At 72.2% G+C, this 19,401-nt stretch carries 14 protein-coding genes; 7 read left to right on the forward strand and 7 right to left on the reverse strand.

The genetic code is table 11. The features are described 5' to 3' along the window. Positions 1–88: 88 nt before the first annotated feature. Both ACZ1IK_RS05480 and ACZ1IK_RS05485 read left to right on the forward strand, forming a co-directional pair. Positions 89–1,021 (forward strand): 3-hydroxyacyl-CoA dehydrogenase, encoded by a 933-nt coding sequence (locus ACZ1IK_RS05480; protein WP_070708800.1) that lies wholly within the window; start codon positions 89–91, stop codon positions 1,019–1,021. A gap of 115 nt (positions 1,022–1,136) precedes the next feature. Next, positions 1,137–2,072, forward strand: coding sequence for a hypothetical protein (locus ACZ1IK_RS05485; protein WP_036313913.1), 936 nt, complete (start codon positions 1,137–1,139; stop codon positions 2,070–2,072). A 13-nt stretch (positions 2,073–2,085) separates the two neighbouring features. On the opposite strand, the gene ACZ1IK_RS05490 is transcribed toward ACZ1IK_RS05485, so the two are convergent. From ACZ1IK_RS05490 to ACZ1IK_RS05500, 3 genes are all read right to left on the reverse strand, one after another. Beyond that, positions 2,086–2,697, reverse strand: coding sequence for a TetR/AcrR family transcriptional regulator (locus tag ACZ1IK_RS05490; RefSeq protein ID WP_036313911.1), 612 nt, complete (start codon positions 2,695–2,697; stop codon positions 2,086–2,088). Between the two features lie 95 nt (positions 2,698–2,792). Continuing rightward, positions 2,793–4,142, reverse strand: coding sequence for a phenylacetate--CoA ligase family protein (locus ACZ1IK_RS05495; protein WP_230278108.1), 1,350 nt, complete (start codon positions 4,140–4,142; stop codon positions 2,793–2,795). A gap of 71 nt (positions 4,143–4,213) precedes the next feature. Further along, a complete protein-coding gene (locus ACZ1IK_RS05500; RefSeq protein ID WP_155934171.1) occupies positions 4,214–4,630 on the reverse strand; it encodes a PaaI family thioesterase in 417 nt (138 codons plus the stop codon). A 212-nt stretch (positions 4,631–4,842) separates the two neighbouring features. Between ACZ1IK_RS05500 and ACZ1IK_RS05505 the strand changes: the two genes are divergently transcribed. Beyond that, complete coding sequence (locus ACZ1IK_RS05505) at positions 4,843–8,433, forward strand: TM0106 family RecB-like putative nuclease (RefSeq protein ID WP_256748678.1); 3,591 nt, start codon at positions 4,843–4,845, stop codon at positions 8,431–8,433. 1 nt (position 8,434) lies between these two features. Here ACZ1IK_RS05505 and ACZ1IK_RS05510 read toward each other — a convergent pair whose 3' ends face one another. After that, a complete protein-coding gene (locus ACZ1IK_RS05510; protein WP_206452512.1) occupies positions 8,435–10,015 on the reverse strand; it encodes an AMP-binding protein in 1,581 nt (526 codons plus the stop codon). Positions 10,016–10,199: 184 nt separating this feature from the next. Between ACZ1IK_RS05510 and purB the strand changes: the two genes are divergently transcribed. The 4 genes from purB to ACZ1IK_RS05530 all read left to right on the forward strand — a co-directional run bounded on the left by purB (position 10,200) and on the right by ACZ1IK_RS05530 (position 15,277). Beyond that, a complete protein-coding gene (gene purB, locus ACZ1IK_RS05515; protein WP_465098382.1) occupies positions 10,200–11,639 on the forward strand; it encodes an adenylosuccinate lyase in 1,440 nt (479 codons plus the stop codon). A gap of 32 nt (positions 11,640–11,671) precedes the next feature. After that, complete coding sequence (locus tag ACZ1IK_RS05520; RefSeq protein ID WP_326847854.1) at positions 11,672–12,568, forward strand: trimeric intracellular cation channel family protein; 897 nt, start codon at positions 11,672–11,674, stop codon at positions 12,566–12,568. 71 nt (positions 12,569–12,639) lie between these two features. Next, positions 12,640–13,653: a trimeric intracellular cation channel family protein gene (locus ACZ1IK_RS05525; protein WP_230278222.1), complete on the forward strand. Its 1,014-nt coding sequence runs from the start codon at positions 12,640–12,642 to the stop codon at positions 13,651–13,653. Positions 13,654–13,720: 67 nt separating this feature from the next. Beyond that, the gene (locus tag ACZ1IK_RS05530; RefSeq protein ID WP_465098383.1) at positions 13,721–15,277 is read left to right on the forward strand and encodes a DUF1846 domain-containing protein; all 1,557 of its coding nucleotides are present in this window, start codon (positions 13,721–13,723) and stop codon (positions 15,275–15,277) included. Positions 15,278–15,397: 120 nt separating this feature from the next. On the opposite strand, the gene ACZ1IK_RS05535 is transcribed toward ACZ1IK_RS05530, so the two are convergent. The 3 genes from ACZ1IK_RS05535 to ACZ1IK_RS05545 form a co-directional block, all read right to left on the reverse strand. Beyond that, positions 15,398–16,333, reverse strand: a complete 936-nt coding sequence (locus tag ACZ1IK_RS05535; RefSeq protein WP_095347226.1) for a hypothetical protein — start codon at positions 16,331–16,333, stop codon at positions 15,398–15,400. A 261-nt stretch (positions 16,334–16,594) separates the two neighbouring features. Further along, positions 16,595–18,070 carry an aldehyde dehydrogenase family protein gene (locus ACZ1IK_RS05540; protein ID WP_036336669.1) on the reverse strand — a complete coding sequence of 492 codons (1,476 nt, stop codon included), beginning with the start codon at positions 18,068–18,070 and terminating at the stop codon, positions 16,595–16,597. A 228-nt stretch (positions 18,071–18,298) separates the two neighbouring features. Then, positions 18,299–19,231 (reverse strand): HNH endonuclease, encoded by a 933-nt coding sequence (locus tag ACZ1IK_RS05545; protein ID WP_036336667.1) that lies wholly within the window; start codon positions 19,229–19,231, stop codon positions 18,299–18,301. Between the last annotated feature and the right edge of the window lie 170 nt (positions 19,232–19,401).

Consider the following 19,401-nt stretch of genomic DNA (forward strand, 5'->3'; position numbering starts at 1 on the left):
CCCGTCGTCGCCCCCGGGAACAAGGAGCGTGCCCGGGGCGTTCACCTGTACGTCCCATTCGGACCGCGAGAGAAGAAGGTCGACACACATGTCCGAGTTCACCCGTTTCGAGCAGGTCGCCGTGCTGGGCACCGGCGTGCTGGGTTCGCAGATCATCATGCAGGCGGCGTACCACGGCAAGAAGGTGATGGCCTACGACGCCGTCCCCGCCGCCCTCGAGGGGATCGAGCGCCGCTGGGCGTGGATCCGCCAGGGCTACGAAGCAGACCTCGGGGAGGGCTACGACCCGCAGCGCTTCGACGAGGCCATCGCCCGCATCACGCCGACCTCGGACCTCGGCGAGGCCCTGGCGGATGCGGACATCGTGGTCGAGGCCGTCCCGGAGAACCTGGAGCTCAAGCGCAAGGTGTGGGCCCAGGTGGGCGAGCTCGCCCCCGCCACGACCCTGTTCGCCACGAACACCTCCTCCCTGCTGCCCTCGGACTTCGCCGACGCCAGCGGCCATCCGGAGCGCTTCCTGGCCCTGCACTACGCCAACCGCATCTGGGCGCAGAACACCGCCGAGGTCATGGGCACCGCCGCCACCTCGCCGGAGGCCGTCGCGGGAGCCCTGCAGTTCGCCGAGGAGACCGGCATGGTCCCCGTGCACGTGCGCAAGGAGATCCCGGGCTACTTCCTCAACTCCCTGCTCATCCCGTGGCTGCAGGCCGGCTCCAAGCTGTACATGCACGGAGTGGGCAACCCGGCGGACATCGACCGCACCTGGCGCGTGGCCACCGGCAACGAGCGCGGCCCGTTCCAGACCTATGACATCGTGGGCTTCCACGTGGCCGCCAACGTCTCCCGCAACACGGGCGTCGACTGGCAGCTCGGCTTCGCTGAGCTGCTCGAGAAGAGCATCGCCGAGGGCCACAGCGGCGTGGCCGACGGCCAGGGGTTCTACCGCTACGGGCCGGACGGGGAGAACCTCGGCCCGGTGGAGGACTGGAACCTGGGCGACAAGGACACCCCGCTCGGCTGACCTCCTCCGCTGACGGATCAGCGGCCGTCCGGTGCGCACCACGCATCGGGCGGCCCCGTTGCGTGCCCCCGCCGCTTCCTTGTGGCATCCGTCACAGCGCACGTAGAGTCGGGCCATGACGACCTCCCGACTCCCCCTGCTCGGCGCCCTCGCCGTGGGCGCGCTCGCCCTCGCCGGGTGCGCGGGCGGCGGCGGCGCGGAGCCCTCCTCCCCCGCCCCCTCGTCGGCGTCGTCCACGACGACGGCGGCCTCGTCCGCCCCCACGTCGCCCGCGGCCAGCAGCTCCACGGAGAGCACGGGCGCGGCGGAGAGCACGGCCGGCGCCTCCGCCTCGGGCAGCCTGTCCCTCGAGATGCCCCCCGCGCTGGACGGGCAGCGGACCCTGGCCGTGCAGGCCGCCGTCCAACGGGCCGCGGGGCCGGGGTCCGAGGTGGGGCTGAGCGCCGCCTCGCCGCTGGAGCGGCAGACGGAGCTGCGCCAGCGGGCCGCCGGCCTGGAGCAGGCGGTCGACGCCGGTGCGAGCCCGGCTTCCACCCGCAGCGCGGAACAGCAGGCCTGCCTGGACGCCACCCGCTCCGATCTGGAGCGGGACGCCGAGGCCGGGGCGGCGGACCTGGGGCTCACGGCCCAGCCGGAGACGGCCGCCACGACCGGCGGCGGGCCCACCACGACACCGGCGCCCTCCTTCACGGCGTCCCCCGACGCCGAGGTCACTCCGCTCGGCGTGCGCGTCACCGTGTACCCCACGGAGGAGGCCGCCCGCGCCGCCCTGGAGGACGCCCGAGCGGCGGCGCAGGCCTGCACCGGGGTGGACCTGGCCGGGCTCGACGTGGAGAGCGTGACGCGGACCGAGCACGAGGGCGGCACCGCGTACACGGCGCTCCCGGCCCCCGGGGGGTCCGTCTACTCCCACCTCACTGCCGTGCAGGACGGCGCCCGCACCGTGGCCGTGGCCCAGGCCGACGCGGACGGCGGGGTGCCCGCGGACGCCGAGGACCGTGCGGCCTCAATCGTGGCCGACGTGCTCGCCGCGCTCGACGGCGAGGGCTGAGGACAGCGGGCCCTCAGCCCCGCAGACCCCCGAGCACCACGCCCGTGACGGCGTCGATCATCTGGTCCGGTCCCTGCTGGCCGGGAACGCCGCGATCCGGCCGGTACCAGTCGACGATCGAGTTGATCATGCCGAGCGCGAGGCGGGCGAGGTTGCGCGGGGTCACGTCGGAGCGCACCGCACCCGCGGCCTGGGCGGCCTCGAGCAGGTCACCGAAGCGCCGGGTGATCTCGCGCCGGCGCTCGACGGCGGCCACCTCGACCGCCGAGTTCCCGCGCAGGCGCAGCAGCAGGGTCACCTCGGGCTGCTTCTCCGCCAGCACCCCGAGCGTGCCGCGGATGGCCGCCTCGACCTGCGCGCCGGCATCGGCCCCGCTGGCCACCACATCGTCCAGGCACGCCTCGAGGGCGTCGAGCGCCTCCGTCACCGCGTGGTCGAGGATCGCCTCCTTGGACTCCACATGGTGGTAGATCGCGGACTTGGAGATGCCCAGGTGGGCGGCGAGCATGCCCATGGACGTCGCCTCGTAGCCGTGCCGGTTGAAGAGCTCGACGCACTCGGCCAGCAGCGTCTGCCGGTCATAGCCGGGCCGGCCGCGGCGCGGGGTGGGGCTGCTCTGGGGCACGGGGCTCCTTCAGGGGCGGGCGGACGCCGACGACGACGGCGCACCGGTCCACTCTACCGGGCACGCCGGCGTCGGGTTCGGCCGCGGGGTCGGGATCAGGCCTGGTCGCGCAGGTCGTAGATCCGCTTGAGCTTGCCGGAGGAGCGGGCCAGGGACTCCGGCTCCACCACGTTGATCACGCACGAGGAGCCGATCTTCGTCTTGATCTCCATGCGCAGGTGCGCCGCGCAGGCCTGGGCCTCCTCGAGGGACGCATGATCACGGCGCTCGATGTTCACGGCCATCTGGTCCATACGGTCCGGGCGGGTGATCTCGAGGGTGAAGTGCGGCGACAGGGCCGGCTCCTTGAGGGCCAGCTCCTCGATCTGCGACGGGAACAGGTTCACACCGCGCAGGATGATCATGTCGTCCGAGCGGCCGGTGATGCGGCCCATGCGGCGGTGGCCCGGGTGCGTGGTGCCCGGCAGCAGGCGGGTGAGGTCGTGGGTGCGGTACCGGATGATCGGCAGCGCCTGCTTGGTGAGCGAGGTGAAGACGAGCTCGCCGTGGCGGCCGGTCTCGAGGACCTCGTCCGTGAGCGGGTCGATGATCTCGGGGCGGAAGTGGTCCTCCCAGATGTGGGAGCCGTCCTTGGTGGCCGCGGACTCGCCGGCCACGCCCGGGCCCATGACCTCGGAGAGGCCGTAGATGTCCAGGGCGTCGAGGTCGAAGGTCTGCTCGATCTCGCGGCGCATCTCCTCGGTCCACGGCTCGGCACCGAGGATCACGACCTCGAGGGAGGACTCGCGGGGGTCCAGGCCGAGCTTCTTGAAGCCGTCCGCGATGGTCAACAGGTAGGTGGGCGTGGAGAGGATGGCGCGCGGCTGGAAGTCGGTGATCAGCTGCACCTGCTTCTCCGTCTGCCCGCCGGACATCGGGATCACGGCCGCCCCGATGCGCTCGGCGCCGTAGTGGGCGCCGAGGCCGCCGGTGAACAGGCCGTAGCCGTACGCGTTGTGCACGCGGTCACCGGGGCGGATGCCGCCGGCGCGGAAGCAGCGGGCGACGAGGGTGGCCCACGTGGCCAGGTCGTCGTCGGTGTAGCCGACCACGGTGGGCTGGCCGGTGGTGCCGGAGGAGGCGTGGATGCGGCGCAGCTCGGGGCCCGTGGCGGCGAACGCGCCGAACGGGTAGCTCTTCCGCAGGAACTCCTTGTCCGTGTACGGGAACTTGGCGAGGTCCCCGAGCTCCGTGAAGTCCGAGGGGTGGACGCCGTGCGCGTCGAAGTGCTCGCGGTACGCGGGCACGTTCTCGTAGGCGTGGTGCAGGGTCCAGCGGAGGCGCTCGAACTGGAGCGCCTCGATCTGGTCCCGGTTCATCGTCTCCTCGGGGTCCGGGGCCCCGCGGTCGGCGGGGGCGGGCAGGGGTGCCGGCGTGTACGGGTTGGGGATCGAGGCCTCGAGCATGGCGTCCTCCTGGGGATGCGGGGTCGGGCGGCGGTCGACGACGGCGGCGCACCGGCGGGTGCGCCCGCCGGTCAGCGTCCGGGGGCGGGGATGGTGCGGGAGCGGCCGCGGAAGGCGGCCACCGGGGTGCCGTCGTCGGTGGTGACGGTGATGTCGTAGACGGCCGAGCGGCCCGCGGCGGCGACCAGGCGGCCCTCCGCGACGAGGGTCTGCCCGGCGCGGGTGGCCGCGAGGAAGTTGACGTCCACGCCGGAGGCCACGGTGAGGGTGGAGCCGTCCGAGGCGGGGTCGTTGCAGGCCAGCGCGAAGCACGTGTCCGCGAACGCGAAGACGGCGCCGCCGTGGGCCAGGCCGAAGCCATTGTGCTGGTCCTCGGTGAGCGTCATCCGGATGCGCGCGTGGTCCTTCTCGGCGGCCTCGAGGGTGACGCCGAGCCACCGTGCCACGCGGTCCTCCGCGAGCATGGGGTGGTGGGCGGTCTCGGTCATGGGCGGGCCTCCCTGCCGGCACGGGCGCGCCGGCGCGGCGGCGCAGAGAATTACTGAACGATCATTAGGTAACTCCCTGGATGTGACCCACGTCAAGTCCGGCCCGGTGTGTGACGCGCGCCGCCGCCCTGCCGCCGCCGGGGCGAGGCGCGCCGGGACCCTGTGGGCGGGCCCTGCCCATCGTGTCCGCGGCTCCTGTCTAGGGTGACGGCATGGTGACCTTCGCGCCGGACCGCGCCTCCTTCATGCTCAGCCCCTCGGACATCACCGCCGCCGCGACGTGCACCTACGGGTGGCTGCGGGGGACGGTGGACCCCGCGCTCGGGCGCGCCCCGCGGATCGGCGTGGCGGACGCGTTCCTCGAGCGGGTCTCCCGCCTCGGGGACGAGCACGAGTCCCGCGTGCTCGCGCGACTCGAGGCGGAGCACGGCGGGGACCAGGTGGTCCGGCTCGCCCGCCCGGAGCGCTACACGCCCGAGGGTGTGCAGGCCGCCCGCGAGCGCACCGCGGCGGCGTTGGCCGCGCGTCCCGCCGTCGTGTTCCAGGGGATGCTGCACGACGGCGCGTTCGGCGGCCTGGCCGACTTCCTCGTGCTCCGCACGGACGAGGAGCACCCCGAGGGCGCGTACGAGGTGGTGGACACGAAGCTGGCCCGGCATGCGCGGGTGACGGCGCTGCTGCAGATCGCCGCGTACGCGGACCTGCTGGACGGCATGGGCGTGCCGCGGGCGCGGCAGGGCAGCCTGTGGCTCGGGGACGGTTCCCGGCACGTCGCGGACCTGGACGAGGTGATCCCGGTGTACCGGCACCAGCGCGCCCGGCTGGAGGCGCTGCTGCAGGATCATGTGGCCGCCGGGGAGCCCGCCCGCTGGGGTGACGACCGCCTGAGCGTCTGCGGCGCATGCGAGGCGTGCGAGGAGGCCGTCGCCGAGCACCGGGACGTGCTGCTCACGGCGGGGGCCACGCGATTGCAGCGCACCCGGCTGCGCGAGGCCGGCATCATGACCATCGAGCAGCTCGCGGCGTCCGTCGCACCGCCGGAGGGCATGGCCCGCCGCACGTGGGAGGCACTGCGGGAACAGGCGGCGATCCAGCTGGAGCCGGCCGGGGCGGACGGGCTGCCGCCGCATCGGATCGTGGACCCGCGGGCCGTGGCGGGGCTGCCCGTGCCGGACGCCGGAGACGTCTTCTTCGACTTCGAGGGGGACCCGCTGTGGGTCTCCGCGGACGGGAGCATGGAGGGCCTCGAGTATCTGTGGGGCTGGGTCGAGGCGCCGGGCGGGGACACCGCGCGCACCGCCTCGGCCGACTTCCGGTTCACGGGCCTGTGGGCGGACACCCGTGCCGCCGAGCGGGCGGCGCTCGAGCGGTTCGTGGCGTTCGTGGAGGCGCGGCGCGCGGCCCACCCGGGGATGCGGATCTACCACTACGCCGCGTACGAGGTCACCGCGCTGAAGCGCCTGACCGTGCGCCACGGCGTGGGCGAGCGCGAGCTGGACGACTGGCTGCGCGCGGGGCTGTTCGTGGACCTCTACTCCACGGTCCGCGCCGCCCTGCGGGCCGGTGTGCCGAGCTACTCCATCAAGAAGCTGGAGCCCCTCTACATGGGGGTGGAGCACCGGGCGGAGGACGGCGTCACGACGGCGGCGGACAGCGTCACCGAGTACCACCGGTACGTCGCCGCGCTGGAGGCCGGAGACACCGAGGTCGCGCGGGCGATCCGCGCCGACATCGAGGACTACAACCGGTACGACTGCGTCTCCACGGCGCGGCTGCGGGACTGGCTGCTGGCACAGGTCGAGCCCGAGGAGGCCGCCGTCGCGGACCGTCCCGTCGACGACGCCGCGACCGGGAACGAGCCGCTGGTCGAGGCCGCGCCGTCGCTCCAGGAGCAGGACGCGGCCCTCGCCGCCTCGCTGCAGGCGCTGGCAGATGTCGAGAGGGACGAGGCGGGTGGGACGGGGGCCCCGGAGGCGGAGCTCGACGGCGGGCGGCGCGGTATCGCCCTGCTGGCCGCGGGCCTGGGCTACTTCGCCAGGGAGAACAAGCCGCTGTGGTGGGCTATGTTCGATCGGGCCGTGTCCGCCCCGGACGAGTGGCAGGAGCCGCGCGCGAACCTGGTGTTCGACACCGTCGAGTCGGTGGGTGCGTGGGAACGGCCCACCCCGCGGAGCAACCCCGCCCGGACGCTGACCGTGACCGGGCGCCTCGAGCCGGGCACCGAGGTCCGGCCGCGTCGGAACAGCCAGGAGAGGTTCAAGCTCAACGCCCTGTACGAGCGGCCGCCGCGCTGGGCGGAGCTGGCCCCCAACGCCGTCCGCTGGCAGAGCCGATCGCCCGTGGACGTGACCGAGGTGGAGGAGATCGCACCGGGCCGGTTCCGCGTCAGCCTGCTGCAGCGCCTCAGCACCAAGCACGAGCCGGAACCGCACGGGGAGGTGCCCATGGCGGTCTTCCACCTCAACTATGTCCGGCCCGGTGGCCTCCTCGAACGCATCCGGGAGCAGGCCGCCGAGGCCGCCCGCCGCGGCCGACTGCCGGACGGAGCGGTGTTCGACATCCTGGCGCGCCGTGCCCCGCGCACCACGGGCCGGACCCTCGCCGCGATCGGGGCGGACGTACGAGACGGCCGACGGGACGGCGTCGGGGGCCTGGTCGAGGCGGTCGAGTCCGCACGCGGCTCCTACGTGGCCGTGCAGGGCCCTCCCGGCACCGGCAAGACGTACGTGGGCAGCCGCGCGGTGAAGGAACTCCTGGACCGGGGCTGGACGGTCGGCGTCACCGCCCAGTCCCACGCGGTGGTGGAGAACTTCCTCGACCAGCTGATCGGCGTCGGTGTGGACCCCGACCGCGTGGGCAAGGAGCCCAAGGACCCGGACGGACCGCACCGCTGGACGTCCCTGGGCTCATCGGAGGTCCATGCCTTCCTGGCACCGGGCCGGGTCCTGGGCGGCACCGCGTGGACCTTCGCGAACGCCGCGGCCCAGCCGGTCGACCTCCTGGTGGTGGACGAGGCAGGGCAGCTCTCCCTCGCGCACCTCCTGGGCGCGAGCGCCCTGGCCGAGACGGTGCTGCTGCTGGGTGACCCGCAGCAGCTCCCCCAGGTCAGCAGGGGCGAGCACCCCCAGCCCATCGGCGACGCGGCCCTGACCTGGATCGCGGAGGGCGCCCCCGTGCTCCGCCCCGACCGCGGCTTCTTCCTGGACACCTCGTGGCGCATGCATTCGGCGCTCTGCGCACCGGTCTCCGAGCTCTCCTACGCCGGCGAGCTCGGCGCGAAGGAGGACGTCACGGACGCCCGCCGGCTCGACGGCGTGGAGCCCGGGCTGCACCCGTGGCCGGTCTCCCACACGGGCAACGCGGTGTCCTCGCCGGAGGAGGCCGCGGCCGTCGTCGAGATCGTCCGGTCACTGCTCGGCCGCACCTGGTCCACCGGCCCGGACGACCCCGGCCGGCCGCTCGAGCCGTCCGACGTGATCGTGGTGGCCCCGTACAACGCGCAGGTCGCCACGGTCCGGGAGGCGCTCGACGCCGCCGGTCTCGAGGGCACCACCGTCGGCACCGTGGACAAGTTCCAGGGCCGGGAGGCCGCCGTCGCGATCCTGACGATGGCGGCGTCCTCACCGCAGGAGGTGCCGCGCGGGCTGGACTTCCTCCTGAACCGTAACCGGCTCAACGTGTCGATCTCGCGCGGGCAGTGGGCCGCCTACCTCGTCCACTCCCCCGCCCTCGCGGACGCGCTGCCCACCCGCCCCGAGGACCTGCCGATGATCGGCGCGTTCCTGCGGCTCGTGCACCGTTGAGTCAGCCGGCGGCGCCCTGGCGCAGCAGGAACCGCTGCAGCTTGCCGGAGGGGGTCTTGGGCAGCCGGTCCACGAAGTGCACCCGGCGCGGGTAGGCGTGCTTGGAGTACTCGTCGCGGACCTTGGCCTGCAGCTCGGCCGCCAGGGCGTCCGGGTCCGCGACGGCCCCGGCGGGCACCACGAACGCCACGACCTCCTCGCCCCGCACCCCCTCCGGGTCCGGCAGGCCGACGACGGCGACCTCCTGCACCCGCGGGTGGTCGATGAGCACGGACTCCACGTCGAACGGGCCGATCCGGTAGCCGGCGGCGAGGATCACGTCGTCGTCCCGGGAGGAGAAGAAGAACCAGCCGTCGTCGTCCTGCCGGGCGGTGTCCCCGGTCAGGTACCAGCGCCCGTCCGGGGTGAAACGCTCCGCGGTCTTCTCCGGCTCCCCGAGGTAGCCGGGGAACCAGAACAGGGGCGAGGCCGCGTCGATCGCGATCTGCCCGTCCCGGATCTCGGCGGCGATCCCCGGCAGGGGCACACCCATCGAACCCGGGCGGGGCGGCGCGGCCAGCTCGGGGTGCGCGAGGGTGCAGATGACCATGCCCAGCTCGGTCTGGCCGTAGTGGTCGCGGATCTCCGTGCCGAGGGCCGTCCGGCCCCACTCGAGCACGGACGGCGGCAGCGGCTCCCCCGCCGTGGACACGCGCCGCAGCCGCAGCGGGGCGTCCTCGGTGACCTCCCCGGCCTTGGCCAGCGCGCGGAACATCGTGGGGGCGCCGGCGAGGTTCGTGATGCCCTGCGAGCGGATCACCTCGACCATGGTCGCCGGGGAGAAGGCGCCGCGGTACTGCACCGAGGTCGCCCCGAGCACCAGCGTGCCGACGATCCCGTAGTACAGCCCGTACGCCCAGCCGTGGTCGGCCGCGTTCCAGAACAGGTCCTCGGGGCGCAGGTCCACCGCGCACGTGAGGTAGACGGCGAACGCGGCGGCCGCGCGCAGCGGCACGGGCACCCCCTTGGGGCGGCCGGTGGTGCCGGAGGTGAACAGCAGGGCGATCGGCCCGTCCCCGCCGACGGCGACGTCCTCGGCCAGCGGCGCGGAGTCCGCGAGCGCGTCCCACTCCGGGCCGGTGCGGATGATCTCGATGCCGGGGATGTCCGTGAGCTTCTCGGCCTGACGGGGTTCGGCGACGACGAGCCGCGCCGCCGCGCCCTCGATGCGCATCCGTGCGGCGCCCTCTGCGAACGCGGTGAACAGCGGCACGTGCACGGCGCCGAGCCGCCAGAGGGCCAGCAGCGTGATGACGAGCTCCTCCCGTTTGGACATCATCACGGGGACCCGGTCGCCGCGCGTGACGCCGCGGGCGGCGAGACCGGTGGCGAGGCGGCGGGAGCGGTCGGCCAGCTCGCCGAAGGTGAGGTCGACGGCGGACATGTCCTCCGCCACGAACCGGAACGCCACGGCGTCGGCCGGCCAGCGGTCGCAGAGCAGGTGGGCGGTGCAGGCGTCCGGGGTCTCGACGTCGGCGACCCACCCGGCCATCAGCCGGTCGATCGTCCCGGCCTCGTGGGCCTGCCCGGTCCGTTCCGTCATCTCGGTCTCCTCATCCCTCTCGGCACGCCGACGCCGGGCGACGGCGACGTCAGCCACGGTAGGTCCACCGCGCCCCGGGCCACCGGGCGCGTCCGCATGTTGCACCCGCCACCCCGTCGCGGTCGAGGACGGACCCGGTCGTCGCCTGCGTCGGGCGTCCGCGGCGCCTGCCAGAATGGGGGCCATGACCTCGCAGCCCGCGCCCGCGTCCACCGCCCACCGCCGTTCCCTCGCCGAGGCCGGCATCGCCCTCGGCCCCCTGGACGGCCGCTACCGCGCGGCGGTGGAGCCGCTCGTGGAGCACCTGTCCGAGGCGGCGCTGAACCGCAACCGCATCCACGTGGAGGTCGAGTGGTTCATCCACCTGGCCGAGCAGCGCGTGCTGCCGGGTCTCGAGCCGCTCACGGCCGAGCAGCAGGCGGGCCTGCGGGCGATCGTCACGGACTTCGACGCGGAGTCCGTGGCCGAGCTGGCGGCCACCGAGAAGGTCACGGTGCACGACGTGAAGGCCGTCGAGTACTTCATCGCCGACCGCCTCGAGGGGCTGGGCCTGGGCCGGCTGAAGCCGCTCGTGCACTTCGCGTGCACCTCCGAGGACATCAACAACCTCGCCTACGCGGTGGGCGTGCGCGACGCCGTCGAGCAGGTCTGGCTGCCGGCTGCCCGCGCCGCCGTGGCCACCGTCTCCGCGATGGCCGCCGAGGCCGCCGAGACCCCCATGCTCTCCCGCACGCACGGCCAGCCGGCCACGCCCACCACGCTGGGCAAGGAGATGGCCGTGTTCGTGCACCGTCTGACCCGTCAGACCCGGCGCATCGCCGGCCAGGAGTACCTGGGCAAGATCAACGGCGCCACCGGCACCTACGCCGCCCACCTCGCCGCCGCCCCGGACGCGGACTGGCCGGCCCTGTCCCGGTCCTTCGTGGAGCACCTCGGCCTCACCTGGAACCCGCTGACCACCCAGATCGAGTCCCACGACTGGCAGGCGGAGCTGTACGCCGACGTCGCGCGCTTCAACCGGATCCTCCACGGCTTCTGCGTGGACGTGTGGAGCTACATCTCCATCGGCTACTTCGCGCAGATCCCCGTGGCCGGCGCGACCGGCTCCTCCACCATGCCGCACAAGGTGAACCCGATCCGCTTCGAGAACGCGGAGGCCAACCTCGAGGTCTCCTGCGCCCTGCTCGACTCGCTGGGCGCCACCCTCGTGGAGTCCCGCTGGCAGCGCGACCTCACGGACTCGACGTCGCAGCGCAACATCGGCGTGGCCCTCGGCCACTCGGTGCTCGCCCTGACCAACGTCACCAAGGGCATGGGCCAGCTCCAGGTGGCCGAGCCCGTGCTGGCCGAGGACCTCGACACGAACTGGGAGGTCCTCGGCGAGGCGATCCAGACCGTCATGCGCGCCGAAGCGATCGCCGGCGTGCCGGGCATGGACAACCCCTACGAGCGCCTCAAGGAGCTGACCCGCGGCCACCGCGTGGACGCCGCCCGCATGCGCGAGTTCGTGCAGGGCCTGGGCCTGTCCGAGGGCGCCGAGGCCCGCCTGCTGGAGCTGACCCCGGCCGGGTACACCGGCGTGGCGGCGGAGCTGGCCAAGGAGTTCGGACCAGCGCAGGGCTGACCCGGGGCCGCCTGACAGGGGACGATGGGCGGGTGCTGCTTCCGTCTCTCCCCGTGTGGCTGCTGTCCGCCGCCCCCAAGGACCCCGCCGAACTCGAACGGGACGTGCCCGAGCCGATCGACGCGCACGGCGAGCTCGCCGACGCGATCACCGCGGCGATCACCGCCGTGGACCTCGTGGGCGTGTTCTTCTTCGCGATCTCGGGCGCCGTCCTCGCCGTGCGCAAGGGCTACGACATCGTCGGCTCCCTTCTGCTGGCCCTCATGGTGGGCACGGGCGGCGGCGTCGTCCGTGACCTCGTGGTCGGCCGGGACGTGCCCGCGGCCTTCGACAACCCCTGGTACCTGATCCTGCCGGCGGTCGCGTCCCTGGCGGTGTTCCTCCGCATCTTCGACGGCGAGCGCGGCCACCACGCCGTCATGGCCTTCGACGCCATCGGCCTGGCCGTGTACTGCGTGGTGGGCACGCGCATCGCCCTACTCGCCGGCCTGAGCCCGGTCGCCGCCGCAGTGCTGGGCCTGGTGACCGCCGTCGGCGGCGGCATCCTGCGCGACGTCGTCGCTGGGGAACCGCCCGCCGTGTTCGGCGGGCGCGGCTGGTACGCGCTGCCGGCCATCCTCGGCGCGGGCACGACGGCGGCCCTCGGCCAGGCGGAGCTCCTGAACCCGCTGACCTCGGCGGCGGTGATGGTGCTCGTGCTCGTGCTGCGCGTGGTGTCCCTGCGCAGGGAGTGGCTCGCCCCGGGGGCCGAGATCTCGGGGAAGACCCAGCGCCAGCGCCTGGATCCGCACGACGAGCCGCCCGTGCCGGACATCCGCGACCGCAAGGGCAGGGACGGCCCGCCCGCCGACCCCGGCGAGGACGGCCCCCCGGCGAACGAGGAGACGCCGGGGGCAGGCGAGGACGTCCCCCCGGGGACACCCGGGTGAACAAACGAGCCACCGCGCGGGCCGCACGGGACAATGGCCGGTGAACCCCGGACTCGACGGAAGGAGCCGCCGTGGACGTGCAGCAGTTCTTCGCCACCCTCACCGACGTCCCGTGGCTGCTCACGACCCTGGACCTGATCGGGATCTTCTTCTTCGCCACCTCGGGGGCGCTGCTGGCGGCCCGCAAGCAGTTCGACCTTGTTGGCTCGATGGCGCTGTCCCTGCTGGCCGGGCTGGGCGGCGGCTTCACCCGGGACATCCTGCTGGACCGCGGCCTGCCCGCGTCCCTGGAGAACCCGGTCTACCTGGCCCCGCCGGTGCTCGTCTCCCTGCTCGTGTACGTCAAGCTGATCCACCCGAATCGGCTGAACCTGACCATCACCCTGTTCGACGCCGCCGGGCTCGCCCTGTTCACGGTGTCCGGCGTCCTGCTGGCGCACTCGATGGGCGTGCACCCGGTGTCCACGGTGGTGATCGCGATGGTCACGGCGCTGGGCGGCGGCGTGCTGCGGGACATCGTCGCCAACGAGGTGCCGTCCATCTTCGACCCCCGCGGCGTGTACGTGCTCCCCACGTTCCTGGGCGCGGTGCTGGCGACCGTGGTGGCGATGAACGGCGCGCTCAACACGTTCACCGGCTTCCTCATCGCGTTCCTGATCTTCGCGGTGCGGATGATCGCCTACCGCTACCAGTGGCGGTTCTTCGGCGCGGAGATCTCCCAGGACAAGGAGTCCCTCGCGCGTCTGCGGCGCCTGGCCACGCAGGCGCAGGAGGCGGCCGCCCGCCGGGTGGAGCGCACCCTCGAGCGCCGGCTGCGCGCCCCCGGCGCCCCCGCCTTCCCCGACGACGACACGCACGAGTCCTACGGCCCGCGGCAGGAGTACGAGGACCAGGTGCGGGTGGACGACTACGATCCGCAGACCCAGACGATCACCGTCGTCGACCCCGCCTCACACCAGCAGGTGCGCCTGGACCGCGGCACCGGCGTCATGGACGTCACTGACCTGCGCACCGGGCGCACACGCAGCTTCGACGACCCCGAGCACGACTGGATCGCGGACGACCCGGAGGACCAGCGGGACTGAGGGATGTGGTGGGTGCGACTCCCAGCCGGGGCCACGCGCCCCGCGGACAGGTCTATGCTGAGAGTCCATGACCGGCACGCATGAGACCGCCCGCCCTGCCAGCACCACCACGGAGGCCGCGGCCTCCGGCCCCCTCCACCGCGTCGGATTCGACCGCGCGAAGTACATCGAGCTCCAGTCCCAGCACATCCAGGAACGCCGCCGCCAGATCGGCGGGAAGCTGTACCTGGAGATGGGCGGCAAGCTCTTCGACGACCTGCACGCCTCCCGCGTCCTGCCCGGCTTCACCCCGGACAACAAGATCGCCATGCTGGACCGCATCAAGGACGAGACCGAGATCCTGGTGTGCTTCAACGCCAAGGACCTCGAGCGGAACAAGGTCCGCGCGGACCTGGGCATCACGTACGAGGACGACGTCCTGCGCCTCGTGGACGTGTTCCGGGAGCGCGGATTCCTGGTGGAGCACGTGGTGGTCACGCAGCTGGAGGACGCCAACCACCGTGCGCTGGCGTTCCTCGAGAAGCTCGAGCGCCTCGGCCTGAAGGTGGCCCGCCACCGCGTGATCCCCGGCTACCCTCACGCCATGTCCACGATCGTCTCGGAGCAGGGCTTCGGCGCCAACGAGTGGTCCGAGACCACGCGGGACCTCGTCGTCGTGACGGCCCCCGGCCCGGGCTCCGGCAAGCTGGCGACGTGCCTGAGCCAGGTGTACAACGATCGGCAGCGGGGCATCCCGGCCGGCTACGCGAAGTTCGAGACGTTCCCCATCTGGAACCTGCCGCTCGAGCACCCGGTGAACGCCGCCTACGAGGCCGCCACCGTGGACCTGGACGACATCAACCTGATCGACCCGTTCCACCTGGCCGAGTACGGCGAGCGGGTGACGAGCTACAACCGCGACGTCGAGGTGTTCCCGCTGCTGTCCGCGCTGCTGGAGAAGGTCACGGGCACCACCCCGTACAAGTCCCCCACGGACATGGGCGTGAACATGGCCGGCGCGGCGATCGTGGACGACGAGGTGTGCCAGGAGGCCGCGAAGCAGGAGAGCATCCGGCGCTACTACAAGGCCCAGGTCAACGAGGCCCTGGAGGGCGCGGACGACACCGAGTCCGAGCGCGTGGCCCTGGTGATGTCCAAGCTGGGGCTGAGCTCGGAGGACCGCCCGGTGGTGGGTGCCGCGCAGCTGGTGGCCGAGCGCACCGGCGAGCCCGGCGCGGCCGTGCAGCTGGCGGACGGGACCCTGGTGACCGGCAAGACCTCGGAGCTGCTGGGCTGTTCCGCCGCGGTGCTGCTCAACGCCCTCAAGGTGCTGGCCGGCATCGAGGACGACGTGCACCTGCTCTCCCCCGCCTCGATCGAGCCGATCCAGACGCTCAAGACCGTGCACCTGGGCTCCAAGAACCCGCGGCTGCACACGGACGAGGTGCTGATCGCGCTGTCCGTGTCCGCGGCGACCGACGAGAACGCGAAGGCGGCCGTCGAGCAGCTGGCGAGCCTCGAGGGCTGCGACGTACACACGACGACGATCCTCGGCTCCGTGGACGAGGGCATCTTCCGGTCCCTGGGGATGCTCGTGACGAGCGAGCCGAAGTTCCAGAAGAAGGGGCTGTACCGGAAGCGGTGAGGCGAGGCGGTTCTTGCGACGAGCCTTGCGATATGGCCCTTTCCGGGGCGTTTTAGGGGCCATATCGCAAGGCTCGTCGTCCCGTGGAGGCAGACCACGACGCCGGCACGCGCCGCCGGCTCACTCCCCGGGCAGTCGCGGCGGCAGCACCGTGCCGTGTCGGGCGGCCTGGCGACGCATGAGGCGGGACAGGTCCCCGACGAAGCGGGGCCAGCCACCGCGTGTGAAGACCTCGCCCGCGACCCAGGTGACGGCCCAGTCGTCGGCTTCGAGACCGCGCCTGCGCGCCCGATCCCGCTGCCACTGAGCCCGATCCGTACGGTGCTGGTCGCCGTCGAACTCGAGGCACATCCGCAGTTCCTCCCAGGCCAGGTCCACGCGGACCGTCTCCCCGGAGCTGAAGCGGATCGGGGGATTCACCTGAGGCTCGGGGAATCCCGCCTCGTGGAGCCGGTGCCGTAGCCGCGACTCCGGCGGAGAGTCCGCGCCCGTGCGCAATAGGTCCAGCACAGCGCGAGCCCGCACGATGCCGCGGACGTTCTTCCGTGCGTGCGCGAGACGCCGCATCTCGTCCACCGTGGTGGCCCGGGGAGGCAGGTGACCGAGACGGCGCGCCTCCGCCCCGTGCGGTGACGGCAGCAGGCTGTCCCCAGCGACCACGAGATCCTCGACAGAGAGGTGGTGGGCGAGGTCCACCCAGGTCCAGGCGGGGGCGGTCAGACGCAGACCCCGGTACTCGATCACGGGTGCGTCCGGCTGGAGCTGGTGAGTGACCAGGCCCGACCGACTCGTCCGTCCTCCGTGGCCGCGCTCCTTCGCGAGATGGACCCGCGGATCCTCGAGCAGCCGGCCCGGGATCCACATCCCCCAGATCCGCGCGGCCGTGGCGTGGGAGAACACCCCCGAGGGGTTCAGCGACTGGACGGCGCGCAGATAGTCCGTCCACGTGGCCTCGACATCCCGGCTCATGCGCAGGCCGTGGCCGATCGCGACCAGGTCCGGTGCGCGGAGCCGGGCGCGGCTCAGGCCGGCCTCTCGGCCCTCCGGGACGGTCAAAATCGTAGGAAGCGACGTGGCGAGAGGAGCGAGGGGTCGCGGCATGCGACCAGGCTGGTGCTCCGCGTGGGCGATCGGGGCGCGCGGAGTCCGACCGGTGGACCACGGCCCGGCCACACGCACCTGTGCAGGAGACCGTCCAGCACCGCCCCCACCCACCCCCGGTGACGAGCCCTGCGATATGGCCCCTGCCAGCGGGTTTTAGGGGCCATATCGCAGGGCTCGTCACTCAGCAGGGGGTCTGCGCGTAGCCGGTCTGGGTCAGCCCACCCGCGTCACGCCGATGGTGTGGTCGGTGGTGAACTCCTCCAGGGCCCACTCGCCGTTGAACCGCCCCAGACCGGAGTTCCGGGCGCCACCGAAGGCCACGTGCGCCTCGTCCTGCACGGTCATCTCGTTGATGAAGCTCATGCCCGCCGCCAGTCCGTTCGCGAAGCGCAGCCCGCGGTCCAGATCCTGCGTGAAGACGGCCGAGGAGAGGCCGTACTCGTGGTCGTTGGCCAGCTCGAGCGCATGGGCTTCGTCATGGGCCTTGAGCACCACCGTCATGGGGCCGAAGATCTCCTCACGCGCGATGTCCATGTCGGCCGTGGCGTCCACCCAGACGAAAGGCGGCACCACACGGCCCTGGATCTCGCCGCCCACGAGTGCCCGGGCACCGTCCGCCTCCGCCGACGCGATCTTCTTCCTGAGGCTCTCGACCTGGGAGTCGTTGATGATCGGCCCCACCAGGACGCCCTCCTCAGCAGGGTCGCCGACCTTGAGCGCCTTCACCGCGCCCTCGTACTTGGGCAGGAACTCGTCGTAGACGGACTCGTCCACGATCACGCGCTGCACCGACATGCAGATCTGCCCGGAGTGGAGGTAGCCGCCGAGCACGGCCTGGTCGACCGCTGCGTCGAGGTCGGCGTCGTCGAGCACCACGAGCGGCGCGTTCCCGCCGAGCTCGAGCGCCACCTTCTTGATGGTGTCCCCGGTGACGGCGTTCGCGGCCACCTGTTTGCCCACGACGGTGGAGCCGGTGAAGGAGATCAGGCGCGGCACGGGGTGGGTGACGAAGGCGTCACCGATCTCGGAGCCGGAACCCACCACAACGGACAGCACGCCGGCGGGCAGTCCTGCCTCCTCGAAGACGCGGGCGATCAGGGTTCCGCCCGTGACCGCGGTGTCCGACGCGGGCTTGAGGACCACCGCGTTGCCCAGCGCGAGCGCGGGAGCCACGGAGCGCTGGGACAGGTGGAGCGGGAAGTTCCACGGTGAGATGACCCCGACGACGCCGATCGGCTTGCGGTACACCCGCGTCTCGCGGTTCGGCGTGTTGGAATCGAAGATCTTCCCGTGCACTCGGGTGGGGAAGCTCGCTGCCTCCTGGGTGATGGCGATCGCGAGGCTGACCTCGGAGTCCGCCTTGATGCGGGTGGAGCCGGCCTCCTTCACGAGCCAGTCGATGACCTCGTCGCGGCGCTCTTCGAGGATCTCGGCCGCACGACGCAGGACGGCGGCCCGGTCCTTCGGCGGCATGGCGGCCCACTCCTCCTGGGCCGCGGCGGCGGCGCGGTAGGCCTCGTCGAGGTCCTCCGCGGTGGCGAGGGCGAACTCGGCGACGACGTCGTCGGTGTAGGGGTTGATGTCCGACGCGCGGTCACCGGAGGCGCCGTCGCGCCACTGGCCGGCGATGAACTGCTGGTCCACACGGGTGTCGTGGAACGTGGCGGGGGTGGAGGTCGTGGGGGTCATGAGGTGCTCCTCTCTCAACGGGGAGTTCGGGACTGGAACACCCAGTTCACCCGCATGGGTGGGGGGCTTGGCGAGACCTTGGGGCCACTGAGGAGAGAAGGGACAAGCTCGAGCCCCCGGGTGCCGTCACCGCAACGGGCTCTCCCCGACGCATCTTCGTCGCCGTCATGGTTGCTCCTCATCCCCGGCACGTCACAGCCCGCGGACCATCACGACGGCCGAGCCGCATCAGGCGACATCGGCAACGGTGGCCTCCCGGAAGCGCTCGTATGCCCACGCGAGATTCTCACGGCATGGGCGGTCCGCCCGCCGCGTGGGCAGCTTCATGAGTTTTCGCCCGTGGAGGTCCTGAAGTCCGTGCCGCAGCATCGGCCCATCTACCTCGTCCAAGAGATCTTGTCGGATCTCCACGGTGAAGTCAGGTGTGATGCCCAAGAAGTGATTGTCGAAAGCACCGTGGTGGATCCTGCACATGGCAAGGCCATTGACAACGGTCGGCAGACCATGCACCTCACGATCCGGAACAATGTGAGCAGCGTCCAGCAATTCCGGATGCGCAAAATTGCAGACCGCGCAGTGGTTGTCGTAGGCGGCCAGCACGGTGGAACGGAAATGCGGCTGGTGAACGCGGATCTTGACCTCCCGCCTCAGGTACCGCTTGAGAGACGCCTCCAGAACAGACTCATGCATGAGTTCCGGCGAATAGTCCTCCGGCTCCATCGGCGCAAAGACGATTTGGTGTCGCTCATCCTCGCGTCCTACAACATAGACCGGAGCCACCACTTGAAACCGTGCCGGACTCATGCCCACGCCAACGAACCAGATCAGCGGGAGGCCGCGCTCGTATGCCCGGAAGAGCCCCTGGTTCGCTGGGAGACGGGGATTCGTGCCCTGCCACTTGTAGCGCATGAGGCCGTCGTCGCCGATTTCATCCTCGTAGGGACGGGCATGACCCTTTGGGCGATACACCGTGTAAAAGGAAAGCGCGGCATCAAACCCTGCCGGCTTGCGGATTCCGTTCTGCGTAGAGATCAGCGGGAACGGCTCCCCGTTCCACCGGAAGTCACCGATGTCCTCCCGGGTGAGCGGTACCTGGCCATCGAGCGAACGCATCTTCAGCCACTCAATGGCAGCGTCACGCAGCCCTATCGGTTCACTCATGGGGGTCCTTGCTCGCGAGCGCCTCAGACGCGGACGCCGTCTATGTCGCACCGTACCAAGCACGGCCCCGCATCGGGCTTGGCCGCACCGGGCCACGCTGCCGAGGATGGTGTCGGGCTCGAGCAGGCCGTGCCGGGTCGGCAGCCCGACGACGGCGCTGGGCCGGGCAG

Source organism: Micrococcus sp. CS26 (genome assembly GCF_055522295.1).

What these genes read in the sequence shown, in the direction of transcription:
- ACZ1IK_RS05480 (WP_070708800.1), top strand. Translation starts at nt 89, where the DNA reads ATGTCCGAGTTCACCCGTTTCGAGCAGGTCGCCGTGCTGGGCACCGGC.
- ACZ1IK_RS05485 (WP_036313913.1), top strand. Translation starts at nt 1,137, where the DNA reads ATGACGACCTCCCGACTCCCCCTGCTCGGCGCCCTCGCCGTGGGCGCG.
- ACZ1IK_RS05495 (WP_230278108.1), bottom strand. Translation starts at nt 4,142, where the DNA reads ATGCTCGAGGCCTCGATCCCCAACCCGTACACGCCGGCACCCCTGCCC.
- ACZ1IK_RS05500 (WP_155934171.1), bottom strand. Translation starts at nt 4,630, where the DNA reads ATGACCGAGACCGCCCACCACCCCATGCTCGCGGAGGACCGCGTGGCA.
- ACZ1IK_RS05505 (WP_256748678.1), top strand. Translation starts at nt 4,843, where the DNA reads ATGGTGACCTTCGCGCCGGACCGCGCCTCCTTCATGCTCAGCCCCTCG.
- ACZ1IK_RS05510 (WP_206452512.1), bottom strand. Translation starts at nt 10,015, where the DNA reads ATGACGGAACGGACCGGGCAGGCCCACGAGGCCGGGACGATCGACCGG.
- purB (WP_465098382.1), top strand. Translation starts at nt 10,200, where the DNA reads ATGACCTCGCAGCCCGCGCCCGCGTCCACCGCCCACCGCCGTTCCCTC.
- ACZ1IK_RS05530 (WP_465098383.1), top strand. Translation starts at nt 13,721, where the DNA reads ATGACCGGCACGCATGAGACCGCCCGCCCTGCCAGCACCACCACGGAG.
- ACZ1IK_RS05540 (WP_036336669.1), bottom strand. Translation starts at nt 18,070, where the DNA reads ATGACCCCCACGACCTCCACCCCCGCCACGTTCCACGACACCCGTGTG.
- ACZ1IK_RS05545 (WP_036336667.1), bottom strand. Translation starts at nt 19,231, where the DNA reads ATGAGTGAACCGATAGGGCTGCGTGACGCTGCCATTGAGTGGCTGAAG.